Source organism: Saccharopolyspora sp. NPDC045941, assembly GCF_056431445.1.
In genome coordinates this window covers 22,522-41,613 of record NZ_JBWKKU010000051.1, presented here as the reverse complement: position 1 = coordinate 41,613, position 19,092 = coordinate 22,522, and the positions used below count along the sequence as shown (strand labels likewise).

The window sequence follows — 19,092 nt, the reverse complement described above, 5'->3', positions numbered from 1 at the left end:
CTGGAATTGCCCGCAACACGGCTGGTTACCGGATCATGGGCACATCGGCAGGATCAGCAGACCTTCTCCCATCGGATCACCGCCCTGCCCGCATCCACGCAGAAGCTGCTCGCGATAGCCGCCGCCGACGACTCCGACGACCCGGCCGTCGTGTTCGCCGCGGCCCGGCGACTCGGAGTGTCCATTTCGGACCTGGAGCCCGCCGAACGCGCACACCTGGCGCACTTCGCCGAAGGACGCGTGTCGTTCCGGCATCCGCTGGTGCGCGCCACCGCGTACCAGAGCCCTCGGTTGACTTCGAGCGAGGGCACCCATCGGCGAAAGCCGGGATCAGGTGATCTCCGGTTGAGGGTTTCCGGCGCATGTTCGTGGAGGATTCGTCGCAGAGTTTCCACCGGGCTTTCAAGGATATGATTCAGGGGCATGGCACAGAGCACGCACACCGTGTCCGGGGACTTCGACCTGACGATGGACGAGCTGCGCGTCGTCGCGCGTTACGTGGTCCGGCACGCAGAGGACGTCCTGCCGGTCTTTGAGCAAGCCGTTCCCGACGACCCGCGCCCCCGGGCGGCGATCGACGCGGCCTGGGCGTTCATCAACGGTGCGAACAGGACGAAATTGCAGCGCATCGCTTCCCTCGACGCTCATCGAGCCGCCCGGTCCGCACCGTCCGAAGCCGCGCGACTGGCCGCGCGATCCGCCGGCGACGCCGCATCGGCCGCATACCTGCACCCCATCGCCCAGGCCAGTCAGATCGGCCACATCCTGCGAGCCTCCGCGAGCGCTGCGCGCATCGGGGAGCTGGAGGCGGGCGGTGACCCCGCGATCGGGGATGCCCTGCTGGAACAGTCGCGGCAGCGTGCGACACCGGCGCTCATCGACGTGCTCCGCCGCTACCCGCCCGCGGCGATCGGCAGAAATCGCATCGCCCAGCTGATGAGCGCTCTGGATCGTTCCCTGCGCCAGGCGGCTGACCGGCCGCCAGGGCACACCGCTGGGAGTCGCGCCGATGCGCGCAGGAAGGAGCGCAAGGCATGATCCTCCCGAAGGTCCGGGACCCTCGCTTCGTGACGATCCGCCGGGGCGGGACTCTCACCGATGCGGATCACCATCTCCTCGCTCTATGGGCTGCCTCGTGCGCAGAGCACGTCCTCGACCTCTTCGAGTCGGCCCGGCCTGGGGACCCGCGACCGCGCGAGGCGATCGAGCACGCCCGGGCCTGGGTGCGCGGCGAGGTCAAGATGATGCAGGCTCGCGCGGCGGGCGGCCATGCGATGGGGGCAGCCAGAGACCTGCGCGGGGCCGCACGGCATGCCGCGTACGCCGCCGGTCAGGCCGGGGTCGTCGCCCACGTCGCCGCGCACGAGCTCGGCGCGGCCGCCTACGCGATCAAAGCTGCCCGTGCAGCGGCGCCAGAAGGCCTGAGCGAGGCCGCAGGGCGACTCGAGTGCCAGTGGCAGCGCGATCAGCTCCCGGAGTCGATCCGCGAGCTCGTACTCGATGACCAGAGGTTGCGCAACGACATCTGCTGGTCGGTGTTCGACTGTTGAAGCAAAACCTCGCACGGCCCCGATTGCGGGCCCGGTCGAAGTTGCCGCGCGACAGTTGCGGCCAGGCGAACCGACCGGGAGGCCTCGACCGGTGAGCGTGGTGCCGAGTTCCTTCGGCGACACCTTCGGCGTCGAGCAGGCGTCGCAGTTCGCGGAGAGCACCGCCCGGTCAAGATGAGCGAGGATGGATTCTGCGTCCTGACGGACTTGGCGGAAGCTCGAAGCCGGCCTCAATACCACCACCGTCGTGGGTAACGCAAATGTGCAATTTACCCCCGACAGGTCTAGCTTCCCCCAAGCGAGGATCTAAGTGACGTTCCATCCTCGCGGTACGTCCTGGGCTCCTCCCCCGTCCAGGACGTCAACAGGGCTCGACATGGTGAGTCCTGCGATTGTTCCGCTTGCGCTCCGTCGAGGGCGCAGGGGCGGTGGAACAACGCAACGAGCCGCACGCGCACCAACAAGTGCGCGGGCGGCTCGCCGCGGGTGAACTCCGCTGATCGTGGTTTCACCTCGGTCGCGGCGCAGCGGTCCGAAGTTGACCCGGCATGGTCACTGCCGTGAGGATCGCTGTTGCGGCGAGAATCGCCGCCCCCACCGCGATCGCCGTCGTGTATCCCTCGACCGTCGCGGCCATGTGGTCGACGGGTCCGTGGTCGTGGAGGTAGCCGGCGGTGGCGATGGCAGCAACGGTGTTGAGCAGCGCGGTGCCCATCGCACCACCGGGAGCCGATCAACCTCACCCCACCGGATCACGCACCCGAATAGTCCGAACAGGACTGTCCATCTAGGTCTGCCACCGGCGGGTGCGCCACATTGCTCGAACCAGGAGCGGCGGGACGCTTGATGACTCGGCCCCGAACCGGCGAGCGAGGAGGCGGTCGTCCCCTGCCGAAGAACGGCGGGAGACGACCGCCTCCGCTCAACCGCGGTTAGCCAGGCCCGTTCAGACCCCGGGCAGTCCCAGCTCCTGCAACACCTGCCCGGCTGCGCTCGGGATGGGTTCCACGATCTCGCAGGTGCGGGAGTCGGCGATCCGGCGGGCCGTCTCGCTGAGCGGCCCACCCGCGATGATCACCGCGTCGGCGCCGTCCGCCGCCGTGCACTGGTCGACCGCCGCGGCCAGTTCGGCGAACTGCCGCTCGGGGTCGGCCGCCAGCACGAGTGGCTCCGACTCGGTCAACCGGACCCCCGTGAACCCCTCGGACATCCCGTGTTCTGCGACCTGAGCGGCGAGGGAGTCCACCAGCAGGGGCGTGCTGGTGGCCATGCCGAACCGGCGTCCCGCTTGGCCCGCGGCGCGGATGGCGGCCTGGCCGATACCGACGACCGGCAGGTCGAGCTCCTCGTCGAGCCGACTGCGGCCCGGGTCCCCGATCGCGGCGACGATCACGGCGAGATACCGGCGCCCTTCCCCCTCGGCGGCATCCAGCGCCCGCATCACGGCATCACGAACGTGGCTCTCGGACTCCTTCAACGCCACCGGGTCGACGATCATCGACGGGCCGGCTGCCGCCGTGATCCCGTCCACGCCGAGCCCGCTGCCGCGCAGCGATCTCGCGGCGAGCGCGCGCATCATCTCGGTGGTGGCCCGGTTGGTGTTCGGATTGACCAGGAGTATCCGTGCGGTCTCAGGCGTGGACAATCTGCTCGTCCTCCTCCATCGGCTTGCCGAAGGTCTCCGGCGGGAACTGGACCGCGATGCCGAGAACCACGAACAGCGCGGCCAGCATCGCGAACATGCCGGTCAGGCCGCTGGCGTCGAAGACGAAGCCGGACACCAGGGGGAACAGGCCGCCGGACAGCGATCCCATCGCCAGGATGATCGAGGTTCCGATGCCCCGAACCCGGGTCGGGTAGAGCTCCGGGGCGAACAACCAGATCGTGGTGTTCAGGATGATCAACGCGAAGTTGAACAGGAAGCCGAAAACGAGCACCAGCACGATGCTGCTGGAGAACAGGGCGATCGACAGACCGGCCAGGCAGCCGAGGACGGCACCGCCGGTGAGCACCTTCTTGCGGGGCAGCCGGCTGGCGGCGAGTGCCGCGACGATCGCGCCGGCCAGCGAACCGGACTGCATCAGCAGGGTGAAGCCCAGGCTGGAGGTGAGGTCGTAGCCAGTGGCCACCAGGATCGTGGGCATCAGGGTCAGCATCGAGATCTGTGCGGCGTAGGACATGCACACGGCCACGGTGAGCAGCAACGTGCGGCGCAGCAGCCGGCCCCGCAGCACGGCGCGCCAGTCCGCGCGAGGCTGCTGCCCCGGCTCCTGCGCGCCGGTCTGGGTCAGGAACTGCTCCGGGTTCTCGATCGGCCCGCTCAGCCGGCCCCGGGCCAGCCGGTTGATCACGATGTTGGCTTCGTCGATCCGCCCGCTGGCGGCCAGGAACCGGGGAGTCTCCGGGACGTAGCGACGGAAGAACATGATCAGGATGGCCGGCAGGAACAGCAGGCCGAAGATCCAGCGCCACTTGTCCGGGCCATCGAAGACCGCGAACACCAGGATGCCGAAGAGCGGCGCCAGCATGTTCCCGAGACCGGCCGCGGTCACGTTGATCAGTCCGACCGCGGTGCCGCGGTGCCGGGCGGCGAAGAACTCCGCCATCATGATGACCGCCACCGAGATCTCACCGCCGAGCCCGAAACCGACGATGAAGCGGCCCGCCGCCAGCACCGCGTAGTTCGGCGCCAGGGCGCACAGCAACGAACCGCAGGCGAAGATGATCAGGTTGACCATCAGCATGGTCCGCCGGCCCAACCGGTCGATGATCACGCCCGTGACCAGCCGCCCCAGGGCGGTCGCGGTGAAGGTCATCGTGTTGAGGGAGCCGATCTCGGCCCCACCGAGTCCCCAGGACTCCTTCAACACCGGACCGGTGAGGCCGACCGCGTTCTGCTCCAGGGCGTCGAACCAGATGCCAAGGAGGACCATGACCAAGATCTGCTTGTGCGCACTGGTGACGCCGATTCGGTCGTAAGCGTTCTCGATCTGATCGGAGAACGTGACCTTGCCGTCGGGTGATCGTTGAGACCGGCCGGATGCCGTTTCCACAGCGCTACCTCCGATGCGTCGTCGCATGACGAGGGCCGTCCGCAGACAGCCGGCGACAGAATTGAGCCCAACGAATTCCGCAATCCGGAATAACCCTATTGAATCGCGGAAGGAGCTGAAGCGTAACCCACCAAGCACTCGTTCACCAGTACGAGCAGCGAGTGGAAAAGCGTCCGGCGCGCAGACTTCAGATCCCCGAAGTCCGGGCTCCGCGCCGGCGGCGCACTGCCGACGCCGAACCCACCGCGTCCGACACGGCCGCCCTCGGAACACCTACGGACGAGCGGGCAAGTGGACCCCCAAGGCATCGATCCTCAAACGGAACGAAGGCACGGCGCGGAACGACCTACGACCGATGCGAAGAACGCCTTGATACTTCCCGACTTCGAGAATGCGCCGTTGGCAAGCGCCAGAACCGAAATCTCGTCAATGCGGTTTCGACGGCTTCCGAGCCGGTCGGTGCGGCTTGTCCCCGCGGGAGCTACGCGCAGGTTTCAACCGCACGGTGACGATTCCGGGTTGCCAGATCTGCAGCGTCCGGCTCAGCCGCTGGGCGCGGGTTGCTCGTCCACCGCGCTACTTCGTGATTCGCCGCGACCGCCGCAGAAGTCCGAAGTGATCACCCGAAACGGCGAACGCCCCCGTGCGAACCTGGCGCCATGGCGCCGTCATATCCCCTGGCCGGGGTCGATCTGCCACACCGGCCGTTCGTGGCCGCATCGGCAGCCCGGGTACCGGCACTCGCCGCCGTGCTTGCGGTGCCCGCAGCTGCAGGGCCACTCCACCACGCTGGTGTAGTCGTTCGTCCAGTGCAGCCCGCACGGGCAGTCCACCCGGCCCACACCGTCGACCCTGGTGAACGGCACGTCCGCCATGCAGCCCTGCGTGCTGTGCTCGCTGCGCGCGTGCCCGCACTCCTCGCACGCCCGCCTGCCGTTGGCGTTGGACTCGCCCCAGCGCATTCCCGCTCCCCTCATCGGCCACTGGCAGCCACATCACAGCACACCGCGGCTGAGCGGCACGATGCTTTCCGCGACCGGGCTGCACGGAACACCACGAGCTCGGCGTGATCAGGCCTTCGCTCGGCGGAGGCGTTCCGCGGACTGGGCGCGGACGGCGTCACAACACACCGGCGCGTCGCCGTGCAGGGCCTCCCAGCGGGCGTTGTGCGCTGCCGGCCACAGGCTGGCCGCCCACGCGATCTCCTGCTCCTCCGCGGTGAACCGGCGCCCCTGGAGGTCCTGGTAAGCCGCCAGGAACGCGGCGGAGCTCTCGATCGGGGCCAGGGTCGGCGGCGAGGCATTGGCGAACGCCCCGGACGCCGCGCCCACCAGCGCCGCCTCCGGCTGCCACGCCAGGCTGTCCCAGTCGTGCACGGCCCACACGTGGCCGTCGCGCCAGCGGAGGTTCTGCGCTTCGAAATCGGCGTGGCCCAGCACGCACGGCAGGTCGGTGGCCAGCATCCGCTTGCGGGCCCGCTCGGCCGCGTCGACGACGTACGCGGGCACGGCGCTCTGATCTCGCTCATCGAGGAACTCGATCGCGGGCCACAGCCCGGAATCAGCGTGGTCCCAACGCACCCAGCGCGGGTTCGGCAGCGGCGGCGCGACGGTCACGGTGGCCAGCTCGGCCATCAGCCGGGTGAACACCGCCGCGTAGCGCACGGCGACGCCCTCCGAATCGCCGCGCAGCATTTCACCGCCGGGCCGGGAATCCTCGGCGTGAACGGCCAGCGCACCGATGCCGACCGCGGGCGTGAGCGGCCGGGCGCACGGAAATCCCCGTTCCGCCAACCGGGCCTGCGCGGCAACGCACGACGCGGCGCGGCCGTCGTCCTCCCGCGCCTTCACCACGACGTCACGCTCGCCGGCCAACCGCAGTCCGAACACCGCCGAGATCGACCGCACCTCGAACAGAACACCGACCGGCTCGTCGCCCAACTGGTCCACGCACCAGGCCGGCAACCAGTCCGGCAGATCACCCAACGACACGGTGCGGACTGTGCCACTTCCGCAATCGACGTTGTGGGAGGCTCACCCACCTACTCCGCGAGGAGTTCCGATGCCTCGATTCCCGGGCTGCGGCTCGCGGTCGGCATGCATCGGCGGAGCGGGATCTAGGGCACGTCGAATGCCAGTAGCACGTTGCCGTGGTCGCTGGGGTACATCGGGTAGTACCCGGCCTGGACGTAGAGCGTTCCGTTGGCGACGACCGCGCCACCGTTGCCGGAGACCGAGCCTCCGCGTCCGATCAACCCATTGGCACCGACGAAATCCCGGACGGTGTCGTACTCCCACAGCACTTCGCCCGTGCCTGCCTCGTACACCCGCATCTTGCCGTCGGTGCTGCCTTCGTAGACAAGTCCCGGGCTGGACGTTACGGCCGGCGTGTGCGCCAGCACGCACTGGTCGGGATACGCCGCCGCGCCGCCCCAATCGCAGCCGTTGGCCGGGTTGGGCGTTGTCCACACGACCTCTCCGGTGGCCGGGTCCAGGGCGTTCAGAGTGCCGGGTTCGGCGAAATAGGTTGCCAAGTAGAGGTTTTGACCATCGTAGCTGCTTCCCCACTGGATGCCGGTGGCCCCGCCGAGCGGCGAGGGGACCGACAACTGCCGCCGCCAGCGCACCTCACCGGTCTGCGCGTCGAAGGCGTGGTAGACGCCGCTCTTCTGGCCGACGCCCACCAGCATCCGCCCCTGCACCGGGAAGAGGTTCGGCGCCGCGCCCAGGTCGAAGTCCAGTGCCGTGTTGTCCTTCAGGCCGGGGCAGTAGCCCTCCGAATCGGGGACGTTGCACAGATCCCGCCAACTGTCCGCGTCGGTGACCTGCTGCTTCCACCTCAGTTCGCCGTCGAGGGCGTCCAATGCGAGCAGGGTGTCGAAGTCGCCGCCGTTCCCCGAGTAGTTCTGCCCGGTGCCCACGTACAGCGTGCCGGTCGTCTCGTCGATCACCGGCGAACCCCACACACCCGCCCCGGAGGGCTCGTAACGGGTCGCGCCGCTGGGCCAGGTTCCGACGGCCTGCGGTTCGGGAACGGTGTGGTAGCGCCACATCAGCGCCCCGGTCGCGGCGTCGAGCGAGTCGATGTGCCCGCGGAAGGTGCAGCACGGGTAGTCCGGGCCGACGCCGTGCTCGGCGCTGGCGGCACCGAGGTAGATCCGGCCCTGGTAGTACAGCGGCGAACCGGTGTGCCAACCGCGCGGGTGGTCTTCGGTGTCCACCGCCCAGATCAGCTTCCCGGTGTGCTGGTCCAGCGCGTACGCGTAGCCCCGGCTGTCGCCGAAGAAGACCTTGCCCTCGGCGACGGCCGGTCCGGTCGCCCCGTTGAACGCGACCCCGTCCACCGGCCCCGGGGCCACCGAGGTCAGGTCGAACCGCCACTTCAGCTGTCCGCTGCGGGCATCGACCGCGTAGAACTGCTGGTCCGGCCCGCCGAAGAACACATCATCGCCGACCACGGCGGGCTGGCTCTTCACCCACGCCTCGGTTTTCGGATACGCGAACGCCCACTTGAGCTTCAGCCCACCGACGGTGTCCGGCGTGATCCGGTGCTCCGCGCGGCTGAACCGCGACCCGGCGAGATCGCCCTGCCAGCTCGGCCAGTCTCCTCGACCGCTACCCGAATCCTCGCTCGCCGTGGCGCTCGCCGTGCTGCCGACGACCACGGCAGCGCACAACACGACCAGCCATCCGGGCGCCCGGCGCATAGGAACCACTCCCCTGGATCGCGATGCCCCGACAAGCCTGGCAGCAGCGCCGGATCGCGTCGATCCGCCGCAGGGACCTGGTCATCGGGCCGACGCCCCGCCAAGTGGCCGCAACCGTTGCGGGAAACGCCTTGGGGCGAGCGACTCTTGCAGGTCGTTTCAGAATGCCCTGACACCGGTGGCGGTTTCGCGCGAAATCAGCGCCCCAGGCGCACCCGCGAACCATGCTGAAGCGACCCTTATCCCGATGTGGCGGTCTTGACCTCGCGAACACCCGGCATTCCGCTGAAGACCTGGGGCAGCGCCGTTGTCGCGGCAGCATCGCGAGCCCGGATGAGGAGGTACGGCCAGGACGGCCGGTCTTCCGCCTGCACACGCTGCGGCTGAATGCGTTTGCCGAGCAACAGGTTCCGCTGCGGTTGTGCTCGGCGTACCTTGTTGACGTCACCACGATCGTGCTCGGGAAGCGACTAGGGGGCCAGGTGCGGGATCTGGTCGCCGCGCTATTCCGGTGGGCGTACGAGGTGTGGCCGTCGTACGGGCCCGCGGTCGTGCTGGCCTCGTTGGTGATCAGCGCCTTCCTCGTCCCCTTCGCCGTCCTCGAAGTGCGGTCGCAGTGGAAGGTGTTCGCGCGGCTCGGGGCTCATGCGGGTGACGATCCGAGTTCGATGCATCTGGTGCACGGCGAGCTGTTCAGGGGGCGGCACCTGCTGCTGCTCCTCGCGCGTCGAGCACTCCTGTTGGGCTCGGCGATTCTCGTCCTGGTGACCGTGCTGGGCTGGCAACAGCACCGAGGTGAGCTGACCTTCGCCGAGATCGACCTCGGGAAGAGCGTGTTCACGGTGGTGATGACCAGCTCCCGGGACTGGCCTGTCGTCACCCACTCGGTGATCCCCGCGATGTTCGTGCTCGCCTTCGCGGTAACGGGCGCCAAGCCGCTCGTCGGCTCGCGCGCGGTACGCCTCGTCGGCGCCGTGCTGATCGCGCTGCTCGTCCCGGGGGCCGTCGTGCTCTACCTCCTCACCGTGCTGCTCGTCACCAGCGGTGTGGTCAGGCTGATGGCCCGTGCCACCGCATTCACCCGGTCGATCGCCGCCCGCGAGAACCGAGTGCGCGCGACGGGGTGGGCCGCTTACCCCCTGCCCGCAGATCGTTGGCAGCCGGGAATCCTCGCGTTTTGGGGAGGCTGGCTGAGGTGTCTCGTGGGAGCGGCCGCAACGGTTGCAGCGGAGCTGTACGTGCTGACCGCTCTTCCCAGCGATCCACGAGATCTTGGCTTCGGGGTCGACCCTGCGCCTCTTCTCGTCGGTTCTCTGATCGGAGCCGCCGGGATGCTCGTGTTCGAGCGGGGCGAGAACCTCCGCTGGATGGGCCAGATCATGCTGTCCCGAATCAGCGCGTACCGGGACGAGCACGGGTTCCCCCAGCGCACGGAGAGCCTTGCTGCGCTGAACCGCGCCATGCCCCGGCATACGCGCCGAACGGGCATCGGGTTGATGGCCGCAGGTGGGCTGGGAGCCTGCGGCTTGGGCTGCGCCGGGATCGTGATCGGTCTGCGGTACACGTGGGAACTCGTTGCGGGCCAAGGGGCGTCGCCGTTGGTCTCCGTCTTCCCGTTGGTTCTCGGGATAGCGCTGATGGCGGGAGGCAACGGTCTGCTCCGCGTGGGCGGCCGGCACGTCCAGCGCATCATCTCCTCGCCGGAGGACCTGGTGGCGGGTTCGTACGCGCTGTACCTCCGATCGTTCGAGGACGACGCGAAGTTGGCTCGGCTGCACCGGATTCCCCGGCCGGGCTCGCTGGTGCGCGGCTTCTTCACAACCGGCGATCCGGAGGAGGAGCGGCTCGCCGACGCGCTCGCGTGGGCCGGGCTCCCGGTGAGCGTGGGACGGCCGGGAGAACGAGCACCGCACGTCGGAGTTCCGCGCATGTACCTGCCCTTCGACGGCTGGCAGGAGCCGGTGCGGGAGGTGATGCGAGGCGCGAGCCTCGTGGTCCTCGTACTCGGTCGCGGAGCGGGGACGCTGTGGGAACTGGGTGAGGCGATGCGGAGTCTGCCGCCCCAGCGGCTGCTGCTCCTCGTGACCATGCCGCAGCACGAGTACGACCGGTGCAGGGAGGTCGTGGCAGCCGGACTGCGGGAGCAGGCCGAGACGGTGCGACGGGAGACCGGCACCAGCTGGAAGCCGCCATCGCTGCCCGACTACGCCGGACGGCCGGTCGTCGCATCACGGATCCGGGGGCTCATCTACTTCACACCGGCGTGGGAGGCCGTCTTCGCGCCGCTCGAACGCCCTCCCCTCCTGGAGAACCAGCTCCTGGGGGCTCTCGACCGAAGCATGTGGCCCGTAGCGGTGCAGCTGACCGACTACGAGCGACGAACCGGCAAGAGGTACGGCTGAGGGTGCGGGCTCGACAAGGCTCAGGGCAAGCTCATCCCGGAGCCGCCCGATGCCAGACCGGACATCGCTGCTCCTCGTCGTCTTCGGTGAGCAGGAAGTCCGGTTTGCCCGCTCGCCATCCTGGGACGTTCATCGAGTTCAGGACGGAGATCAGCTTCTTCTCCTCGTAGATGCCGCCCCGCTGGGGCAACGGGGAGACGTCCGATCCGAGGAGGAGCATGGCTGGGAGTTCCGAGGCGCGCAGCCCCCTGGACGAACGATAGCGATCTTGCTCGTGCCGGGCTGGAGCCGAGCGCAGTCGGCCGGTGGGGTCGAGCGGCGTCGCCGTGTCCGCATCCTGGTACCTCCGGATCGTCGGGTCGGTCACCTGCTGGAAAATCGCCTCATGTTGTACGGGCGCGCGGTGGAGCAGGCCGCTATCGACGAGCTGACCAGCGCGGCTCGGGGCGGCACCGGCCGGGCTCTGGTCCTGCGCGGCGAGGCCGGCGCCGGGAAGTCGGCCTTGCTGGACTACGCGGCCGCTGCGCCGTTGCGCGTGCTCCGGGCCACCGGGGCCGAGCCGGAGGCCGATCTGGCCTTCGCCGCCCTGCACCAGCTGCTGCTTCCGGTGACCGATCTGCTGGGTGCCTTGCCCGAGCCGCAGCGCGATGCCGTCCGGGGCGCGCTGGGACTGGCGGCTCCGCCCGCGGAGGACGCACGGTTCCTCGTCTCCGCCGGAGTTCTCTCGCTGCTGGCCGAGGCCGCCGCCGACGGCGGCCTGCTCTGCCTCATCGACGACTTCCAGTGGTTCGACCGGGCGTCGGCCGACGCGATCCTCTTCGCGGTCCGGCGGCTGCACACCCACGGCGTGGCGGTGCTGATCGCCGTCCGCGACAGCGCTGGACCGATCGTGCGCGACATCCCCGAACTGCGCGTCGGCGGCCTCGACGAGGAGAGCTCCGGCGAGCTGCTCGCCGGGTGTTCCGCCGCTGTTCCCTCGGCGACCGTGGAAGAGCGCCTGGTCGCGTTGACCGGCGGCAATCCGCTGGCGCTTCGGGAGGTGGCCGGGGCGCTGACGCCCGACCAGCTCGCCGGGCGGGTGCCGCTCCCCGATCCGCTGCCGGTCGGCGCCGGGGTCGAGCTGTTCGGCAGCCAGGTGGCGGAACTGCCCGAGTCGACGCGGCTCGTGCTCCTGGTCGCGGCCGCCGAAGGTTCCGGCGAGCTCGGCTGGGTGCTAGGTGCGGCGGCCCGGCTCGGCAACGAGTCGACGGCCGCGCTGGAGGCGGCCGAGACCGCCGGGCTGATCACCGTCGAGGGCTCATCGGTCCGGTTCCGGCATCCGCTCGTCCGGTCCGCCGTGTACGCGGCGGCGACCTTCGCGCAGCGGCAGGCCGTGCACGCGGCGCTGGCGGAGGCGTTGGCGGAGGCCGGGGAGCTCGATCGGCAGGCTTGGCACCGGGCCACCGCGACGGCCGGGCGGGACGCGCAGGTCGCCGACCGGCTCGCCGAGGCAGGCGAAAGGGCAAGGGCGCGGGGCGGTTTCGCCGACGCGGCGGCCGCGCTGGCGCGGTCGGCGGAGCTCACGCCCGAACCTCCGGTGCGGGCCCGGCGGCTCACCGATGCGGCGACGGCGGCCTGGCTGGGCGGGCTGCCGGGGCGGGCGGAGAGCTGCCTGGCCGAAGCTCGCGAGCTGACCGACGACCCGCGCCTGCTCGCCGAACTCGCACAGCTGCACGGCCGTTTCGAGCTCAGCTCGGGCGATGCCGCCGCGGCGCAGCGCGTGTTCACCGAAGGCGCGCAGCGTGCCAAGGACGCTGATCCCGCCCGCGCTCTTCAGATGCTCGGCGATGCCGCCGAGGCCGCTGCCAACGTCGGTGACGTCGCCGCGACCGTGCAGATCGGCCGGTTCGCGGAGTCCTATCAGGACACCGATCCGTTCTTGCGGGCCATCCTCGTCGGCGTGGCGGCGATGCACACCGGCGACGCCGAGCGGGGCGTGCCGCTGCTGCGCGGCGCGCTCGCGGGCACCGATGGGCTCGGCCGTGCGGACCGGCTGTTGCGGGCCTCCGTCGCGGCCGGTGAGCTGGGCGAGATCGACAGCGCGGCCGAGTACATCATCCGCGCCGGGCAGGTGGCCCGCGTCTCCGGCATGACCGGGCAGCTGCCGGTGGTCCTGGAGTTCGTGGCCCGGGCCGAGCGCATCAGCGGCCGCTTCGCCCTCGGCGCCGCGATCTCCGAGGAAGGGCTCGCGCTCGCGCGCGACGCCGGGTACACCAACTCCACCGCCGGTCACCTGGCCAACCTCGCGGTTGTCGCGGCCGTCCGGGGCCGGGAAGCCGACTGCGAGCGCTACGCCCGGGAGGCCCTGGCCATCGCGATCCCGCACCGGGTCGGGCTGCAGGCGAGCGTCGCGGCCTACGCCTTGGGACTCCTCGACCTCGGTCTGGGGCGTTTCGCGGCGGCGCACGGCCGTTTCGAGTCGATGGCGGGCGCCGGGCCTGGGGCGGGGCATCCGGTCACGACCCTGCGCTCGACTCCTGACCGCGTCGAGGCCGCGATCGGTTGCGGCGAGCCGACTGCCGCACGCACCGCGCTGGAGGCGTACGAGCGCTGGATGGCGAACGCGCGCACTTCGGAGTCGCAGGCGCTGCTCGCCCGCTGCCGTGCGCTCGTCACCGAGGGCGCTGACGAGGGACTTCCGCTGTACGAGGAGGCGCTGCGCCTGCACGCGGGGGACGGCGGTTCGCCGTTCGAGGAGGCCCGGACCTCGCTCCTCTACGGGGAACGCCTGCGCCGCGCGCATCGGGGAGGCGATGCGCGCTTGCCGCTGCGCACCGCACTGGAGACCTTCCAGCGGCTCGGCGCCGAACCGTGGGCAGTTCGCGCGCATGGTGAGCTGCGCGCCGCCGGTGAGTCCGCTGCCCGGCACGAGTCCGACGCTCTGAGCACGCTCACCCCGCAGGAGCTGCGCATCGCGCGGTTGGTCGCGGACGGCGTGTCCAACAAGGAGGTGGCGGCCCGGCTCTTCCTGAGCCCGCGCACCGTCGAATACCACCTCTACAAGGTCTACCCGAAGCTCGGCGTCGCCTCCCGCACGGAGCTATCGCGCCTGGTCAACGCCGCCCGGTGAGCCGATCCCGGTACTGGCCGGCACGTGCCCAGTGGTCCTACGGATGGCACCGGTGGCGCGCTGGACCAAGCTTCTCCTCACCGAGAACGCGAAGGAGCTGCGCATGACCGAACGCATGATCACCAACGGGAACGTCGAGCTGTGGACCGAGGAGTTCGGCGATCCGGGCCACCCGCCGGTGCTGCTGGTGATGGGCTCGATGTCGCAGGGCGTGCTCTGGCCGGACGGGCTCGTCGGCCGGCTCACCGCGGCGGGGCGCCGGGTCATCCGGTACGACCACCGCGACACCGGGAAGTCCAGCGCCATCGACTTCGAGGCCGATCCCTACACCTGGGCCGACATCAAGGACGACGTCCTGGCGGTGCTCGACGCGTACGGGATCGACCGGGCGCACATCGTCGGTCATTCCGCCGGCGGACTGCTCGGCCAGTGGATCGCGGCCGAGCGGCCGGAGCGGGTGCTGTCCCTCACCGTGATCGGGTCCTCGCCGCTCGGCCGCGGGGAAGGCGTCACGCTGGTGCGCGCCCTGATGGGCGAGGACCCGCAACCGGGCGAGCTCCCCCGTCCCACCCGGGAGTTCGTCGAGCACTTCGGCAAGGCCGCGGTGAACCCGCCCGCGCCCGACCGGCGGTCGCAGATCGACTTCGCGATCGAGACCGCGCGGGTGCTGCACGGCCCGGCGATCCCGTTCGACGAGGACGAGCAGCGGCGGTTGGAGGAGCGCATCTTCGACCGGGACCGCGATCCCGCGACGGTCGCCAACCACCGGCACGCCGCGATGACCGATTCCGCCTTCGAACCGGTCGGTGTGCTCGCCCGGATCGAGGCCCCGACGCTGGTCATCGAGGGCACCCACGAACCGGTGAAGCCGGGCCACGGCGCGCTGATCGCCGAGGAGATCCCGGGCGCCGAGCTGCTGCTGGTCGAGGGCATGGGCCACACGTTGCCGTCGCGGGTGCACGAATCCCTCGCCCGGGCGATCCTCGCGCACACCTCCTGATCGCGACGCGTGGCGGCTCGAATCCGCCAGCTGGGAACGATTTTCATGCTCTCGGATGATTGAAGCGGGGCGGGTGGTGCTCAAGGATGAGTACCACCCGACCTCTCCTGCCCGATCCGGGCAAGAACGCAAAAAACAATCGCAATCGCCGTAGTGCGTTAGGAGAATTCCCAGATGTCCACGGGAGAATTGCCCCGGGTGCCCGGGGTCGTTCAGCAATCATCGTTCGACGTGGGCATGCGGCTGGTGCAGCGGCACGGCGAACTCGAAGGCCGGCCGGCGGAGTTCGACCTGATCGGGCTCCGGTGGGATCTTCTGCCGGGGGTCTTCGCGCCGATCCACACCGCGTCCACCGAGCTGTTCGCCCGATGGCTACCTTACCCGAACGACGGCAGCTTCCTCGAAATAGGTTGTGGCACAGGGGTGGTCGCGGTGAACGCGGCCTTGCGCGGCTGCTCCTCGGTGTCCGCAGTGGACATCGTCCCGGCGGCGGTGCGCAACACCGAGCTGAACGCCGCCCGCCACGGAGTGGCGGACCGGGTCCGGGTGCTCGGCGGCGACATCTTCGACGCCTTGGACCCCGACGAGCGCTTCGACGTGGTGTTCTGGAACTCCAATGTGGTCCCGGCACCGGCGGATTTCGACTACACCATTCCCACGCAGCGGGCGATCTTCGACGCCGGCTACGCCGCGCACGACCGCTACCTCCGGGAAGGACTGGCGCGGCTGACCGAGAAAGGGCGGCTTTTCCTGGGCTTCAACAGCCTCGGTGACATCGCCCGGCTGCGAGCCCTCGCGTCGCTGATGGGCCTGCGCGCCACCGAGATGCAGCGGGCGACGAACCGGGCCGGGAACGCCCCGGTCACCTTCCAGCTCCTGGAGATCACCGCCGCGAACGGGCTATGACCGCGCCGCCGCGGCTTCGCGCAGCGCGGCGCGGTCGAGCTTGCCCATCCCGATCAACGGCATCGCGTCGACGAGCTCCAGCCGCTCCGGCATCTTGTACCGGGCCACCCCGCGGGATTCCAGGTGCAGGCGCACCTCCCGCAGTTCCGGGACCACGTCGCCGGCCGGCACCACGTAGAGGCACACGATCTCGCCGTGCATCGGGTGCGGGCCGGCGACGGCCGCGACCTCGGCGACGTTGTCCAGCTCCCGGACGAGCTGTTCCAGCTCCTCGGCGCAGATCTTCTCGCCGCCGCGGTTGATCACGTTCTTGATCCGCCCGACGACTTGGAGATCACCGCTCGGAAGCTGCCGGACGAGGTCGCCGGTCCGGTAGAAACCGTCTGCGGTGAAAGCGTTTTCGGTGGCCGCCGCGTCCCGGTAGTAGCCGCCGATCGTCGCCGGGCCTCGCGTCAGCAGCTGCCCGGGCTGCCCGGGCGGAACGGGTGCGCCCCCGTCGTCGACGACCAGCACCTCCTCTGCGGCCGAGACCGGCCGCCCCTGCGTGGATGACACCACGTCCGCCGGATCGTCGAGCCTGGTCGCGTTGATCAAGCCTTCCGTCATGCCGTAGACCTGCTGCACGACGGGCCCCAGCACCGAACGCGCCCGCTCCGCCGCATCGGGTTCCAGCTTGGCGCCCCCGATCTGGGCCGCGACGAGACTTGAGGTGTCGAAGCGCTCCCCGTCGAGCACCGCCAACCACTGACCGAGCAACCCCGGCACCGCGGCGAAATGGGTCACCCGCTCCTGCTCGATCAGGCGCAGCGCACGGCGCGGGTGCTCCGCGCTGTCGAGCACGACCGTCCCGCCGGCGGTGAGGACGCCCAGAATTCCCGGGCAGGACAAGGCGAACCCGTGCGCGACGGGCATGACCGCGAGGTACACGGTGCTCGCGTCGATCCGGGTCACCGCCGAGGTGGTCCGGATGATGTGGCCGAGGGACTCGTGCGTGCGGGCGATCACCTTGGGCGGCCCGGAAGTCCCGCTGGAGAGCAGCAGCACAGCCGCGTGCTGCTGCCGTGGCCGGTCGATGGGTGCCGCGTCGCAGCCGGAAGCGCTTGGGCTGCACAGATCGGACAGGTCGACGATGTCGCTTCCGGACGGCGGTTCTTCGCCCGTGAGCAGCAGCATCTCGAGGTTCGGGTGCCGAGGGCGGAGTTCTCGGACCATCGCGAGGTGGTCGAACCGCCGCGTCCGGTGCGGCAGGGCCATTGCGCGGCTGCCGGTCAACTTCTGGATGCGCTCGACCTCGTACGACCGCAGCGTCGGGAGGAGGAGCATCGGCAGCGCGCCGATCCGCAGCAGGGCGAGCAGGAGTACGACGAACTCGATGCCGTTGGGCAGTTGCACCGCAACCGTGTCGCCGCGCCGCAAACCTCGCACCGAGAGCCCTCCGGCCGCGCGATCGACGGAGGCTGCCAGCTCCCCGTAGGTCATCCGCCGGTCGCCGGACACCAGCGCGCACTTGTGCGGAAGGCCTTTCCCATGGCGCAGAGCGAGTTCGTGCACGGTCTCGGGCCGCCACCACCCGGCCTCGCGATAGCTGCGTGCGCGTTCTTCCGGAATGCCGGGCACTTCAACGCCCTTCGATGAGGACGTCGAGGTCGGACACGGAGAAGTCCGTCGCGCTCCACAGGTCGATCCGCACGCCGAACCGGCGCTCCAGCTCCAGTTCGAGCGCGGTGATCTCGGTGGAGTCGAGGCCCAGATCCGCTTGCAGTCGCGTGTCCGCCTGGATCTCCTCGTCCGCCACGCCGAGTCCCTGCAGGATTTCGTGCAGGGCAGCCTCGTTCCGCATGTCCAACTCCTGTTCCGAAGGGTTTCCGCTCACCTGTCCGGTCCGACCCGCGCCGCGATGTCGGCCAGCAGCGCGATCTCCCGCTCGACGGCGTCCGCCAGCGACCGGGCGTCGCCGGGGCGGGTGTTGCTGAGCACGCTGAGGCTCAGGGAGTCGGCGAAGCCCACGAGGGAAACGCTGATCGCCCCCGGCGCGGGAATGTCCGGCATCGCGACCACGCGTCGCAGGGGCGCTCCGCCGAGGGCCCAAGCGCCAGGTGTCCACCGGAGCGTGGTGCATTGCACCGACGCGAAGTTGGCCGAGGTGAGGAGCGCGGTGGCGGCGCGGAGCGCCCAGGGCCCGAGGGTCAGCGCGGCGTCGAGCAGCCGCGCGGCCCCGTCCACGGAGTCCGCGCGACCGAGCACTCCCCGGCACGCTGCCAGGCGCACTTCCGGGCGGTCCTCCGCGACGGGCAGCGGGACGCGCACGCCCGTGAGGATGTTGCCGAGTTCCTGCGCGTTCTGCCCGGTTCGGCGGTTCTTGGGCACCACGGCGTACAACTCGCCCGGCTTGCCCGGCCAGTTGTACGGCCGGCCGAACACGCTGCGGACGGCACCGGTCGCGCCGGCGAGCAGGACTTCCGTCGGGGTCACGCCTTCGCCTGGCAGCGCACTGCGAACGGCTCGCAGTTGTCCCGCATCGACCGACGCGCAGGCCAGCTCCGGTTCGGCATCGGCGGCGGGCAGGCTTCGCCCGCCGACCAGCACGTTGCGCAAGGTGGTCATCGCGGTTCGCCGGAAGGACGGCGATTCGGGCGGGGCGCCGGTTCTGGCCCGAGCGCGGGGCGCGGGGCCGTCCAGCAGGTGGCAGAAGAGGATCTTGCAGGATTCCATGTCGAGCACCGCGTGGTGCGCGATCAGGACCAGGGCGAATCCGTCGCCCGACGGCCGGCGCACCAGGTGCAGCCGCCAGGGCGGGATGTCCCGCGGCAGCGGCTGGACCACGAGGGAGCCGAGGAGGGCTTCGAGTTCCAGGTCGTCACCTTCGACGACCTGCTGCCGCGGGTCGAACCTGTCGAGCGCGGTCCAGCGCCGGCGTCGCAGGCGGCTCTCCTGGGCGGGAAGCACCCGGCGCAGCCGGGAGAACGGGCCCCAGCGCTCGGCCACTCGCTCTCGCAGCTCGGTCATGTCCGGGGGCTCGCCGGAGAAGAGCGCGGCCACTCCGGCGGGTTCGACGCCGCCGGCCAGGAGTTCTTCGGTAGCTGACAAGAAGTCGTCCATGCTGCCCTTTTCTCGATTTCCGCCGGATCCATGTGTATCCAGGCGGTAATCGAGCAGCAACCTGATTCGCCGAACAAGCCTCCATCGAGTAACACCCGGCAGGCCGGCAACAATTGAGCGTTTTTCATCCTGATCCGCCCGCAGCCGCGGGCCGCAAAGGTGAAACGTCGATGAGGTGTCGCATGCGCCGCAGGCGCATAGCCCACCTACGACGCTTGCACCGCCGCGGGTTCTCAGCGTTCGCCTGGCGAGGACGGCCCTGACGCC

The 19,092-nt window shown here is 70.1% G+C and carries 17 protein-coding genes; 6 read left to right on the top strand and 11 right to left on the bottom strand.

Translation table 11 applies throughout. The features are described 5' to 3' along the window. Nucleotides 1-33 precede the first annotated feature (33 nt). Nucleotides 34-255 carry a hypothetical protein gene (locus AC07FN_RS32565; protein WP_478399071.1) on the bottom strand — a complete coding sequence of 74 codons (222 nt, stop codon included), beginning with the start codon at nt 253-255 and terminating at the stop codon, nt 34-36. Between the two features lie 189 nt (nt 256-444). On the opposite strand from AC07FN_RS32565, the gene AC07FN_RS32560 reads away from it, so the two are divergent. Together AC07FN_RS32560 and AC07FN_RS32555 are read left to right on the top strand one after the other, a co-directional pair. Further along, on the top strand, nt 445-1,038 hold the full coding sequence (locus AC07FN_RS32560; protein ID WP_478399070.1) for a putative immunity protein: 594 nt from the start codon (nt 445-447) through the stop codon (nt 1,036-1,038). Further along, on the top strand, nt 1,035-1,550 hold the full coding sequence (locus AC07FN_RS32555; RefSeq protein WP_478399069.1) for a putative immunity protein: 516 nt from the start codon (nt 1,035-1,037) through the stop codon (nt 1,548-1,550). The genes AC07FN_RS32560 and AC07FN_RS32555 overlap by 4 nt, the downstream gene beginning before the upstream one ends. Before the next feature lie 508 nt (nt 1,551-2,058). Here the strand turns inward: AC07FN_RS32555 and AC07FN_RS32550 are convergent. The 6 genes from AC07FN_RS32550 to AC07FN_RS32525 all read right to left on the bottom strand — a co-directional run bounded on the left by AC07FN_RS32550 (nt 2,059) and on the right by AC07FN_RS32525 (nt 8,309). Next, entirely contained in the window at nt 2,059-2,265 is a 207-nt protein-coding gene (locus tag AC07FN_RS32550; protein ID WP_478399068.1) for a hypothetical protein, read from the bottom strand. 231 nt (nt 2,266-2,496) lie between these two features. Further along, nucleotides 2,497-3,195, bottom strand: coding sequence for an aspartate/glutamate racemase family protein (locus AC07FN_RS32545; protein ID WP_478399067.1), 699 nt, complete (start codon nt 3,193-3,195; stop codon nt 2,497-2,499). Next, on the bottom strand, nt 3,182-4,603 hold the full coding sequence (locus AC07FN_RS32540; RefSeq protein ID WP_478399066.1) for an MFS transporter: 1,422 nt from the start codon (nt 4,601-4,603) through the stop codon (nt 3,182-3,184). The genes AC07FN_RS32545 and AC07FN_RS32540 overlap by 14 nt, the downstream gene beginning before the upstream one ends. 668 nt (nt 4,604-5,271) lie before the next feature. After that, on the bottom strand, nt 5,272-5,565 hold the full coding sequence (locus AC07FN_RS32535; RefSeq protein WP_478399065.1) for a hypothetical protein: 294 nt from the start codon (nt 5,563-5,565) through the stop codon (nt 5,272-5,274). Nucleotides 5,566-5,673: 108 nt separating this feature from the next. Then, a complete protein-coding gene (locus tag AC07FN_RS32530) occupies nt 5,674-6,594 on the bottom strand; it encodes an aminoglycoside phosphotransferase/kinase family protein (protein ID WP_478399064.1) in 921 nt (306 codons plus the stop codon). 125 nt (nt 6,595-6,719) lie between these two features. Next, entirely contained in the window at nt 6,720-8,309 is a 1,590-nt protein-coding gene (locus AC07FN_RS32525; protein ID WP_478399063.1) for an outer membrane protein assembly factor BamB family protein, read from the bottom strand. Nucleotides 8,310-8,791: 482 nt separating this feature from the next. Between AC07FN_RS32525 and AC07FN_RS32520 the strand changes: the two genes are divergently transcribed. Then, nucleotides 8,792-10,711, top strand: a complete 1,920-nt coding sequence (locus AC07FN_RS32520; protein ID WP_478399062.1) for a hypothetical protein — start codon at nt 8,792-8,794, stop codon at nt 10,709-10,711. A 31-nt stretch (nt 10,712-10,742) separates the two neighbouring features. Here the strand turns inward: AC07FN_RS32520 and AC07FN_RS32515 are convergent, their stop codons facing one another. After that, the gene (locus AC07FN_RS32515) at nt 10,743-11,078 is read right to left on the bottom strand and encodes a hypothetical protein (RefSeq protein ID WP_478399061.1); all 336 of its coding nucleotides are present in this window, start codon (nt 11,076-11,078) and stop codon (nt 10,743-10,745) included. 18 nt (nt 11,079-11,096) lie between these two features. Between AC07FN_RS32515 and AC07FN_RS32510 the strand changes: the two genes are divergently transcribed. The 3 genes from AC07FN_RS32510 to AC07FN_RS32500 all read left to right on the top strand — a co-directional run bounded on the left by AC07FN_RS32510 (nt 11,097) and on the right by AC07FN_RS32500 (nt 15,726). Beyond that, nucleotides 11,097-13,820 carry a LuxR C-terminal-related transcriptional regulator gene (locus AC07FN_RS32510; protein ID WP_478399060.1) on the top strand — a complete coding sequence of 908 codons (2,724 nt, stop codon included), beginning with the start codon at nt 11,097-11,099 and terminating at the stop codon, nt 13,818-13,820. A gap of 103 nt (nt 13,821-13,923) precedes the next feature. Continuing rightward, nucleotides 13,924-14,820 carry an alpha/beta fold hydrolase gene (locus AC07FN_RS32505; RefSeq protein WP_478399059.1) on the top strand — a complete coding sequence of 299 codons (897 nt, stop codon included), beginning with the start codon at nt 13,924-13,926 and terminating at the stop codon, nt 14,818-14,820. 174 nt (nt 14,821-14,994) lie between these two features. Further along, a complete protein-coding gene (locus AC07FN_RS32500; protein WP_478399058.1) occupies nt 14,995-15,726 on the top strand; it encodes a methyltransferase domain-containing protein in 732 nt (243 codons plus the stop codon). On the opposite strand, the gene AC07FN_RS32495 is transcribed toward AC07FN_RS32500, so the two are convergent. From AC07FN_RS32495 to AC07FN_RS32485, 3 genes are read right to left on the bottom strand one after another with little or no spacing between them, the layout of a single operon-like run. Next, complete coding sequence (locus AC07FN_RS32495; RefSeq protein ID WP_478399057.1) at nt 15,721-17,343, bottom strand: (2,3-dihydroxybenzoyl)adenylate synthase; 1,623 nt, start codon at nt 17,341-17,343, stop codon at nt 15,721-15,723. The two genes, AC07FN_RS32500 and AC07FN_RS32495, sit on opposite strands and share 6 nt — an antisense overlap. A 1-nt stretch (nt 17,344) precedes the next feature. Continuing rightward, nucleotides 17,345-17,566 (bottom strand): acyl carrier protein, encoded by a 222-nt coding sequence (locus AC07FN_RS32490; protein WP_478399056.1) that lies wholly within the window; start codon nt 17,564-17,566, stop codon nt 17,345-17,347. A gap of 29 nt (nt 17,567-17,595) precedes the next feature. Continuing rightward, nucleotides 17,596-18,825 carry a wax ester/triacylglycerol synthase domain-containing protein gene (locus AC07FN_RS32485; RefSeq protein ID WP_478399055.1) on the bottom strand — a complete coding sequence of 410 codons (1,230 nt, stop codon included), beginning with the start codon at nt 18,823-18,825 and terminating at the stop codon, nt 17,596-17,598. Nucleotides 18,826-19,092 lie beyond the last annotated feature (267 nt).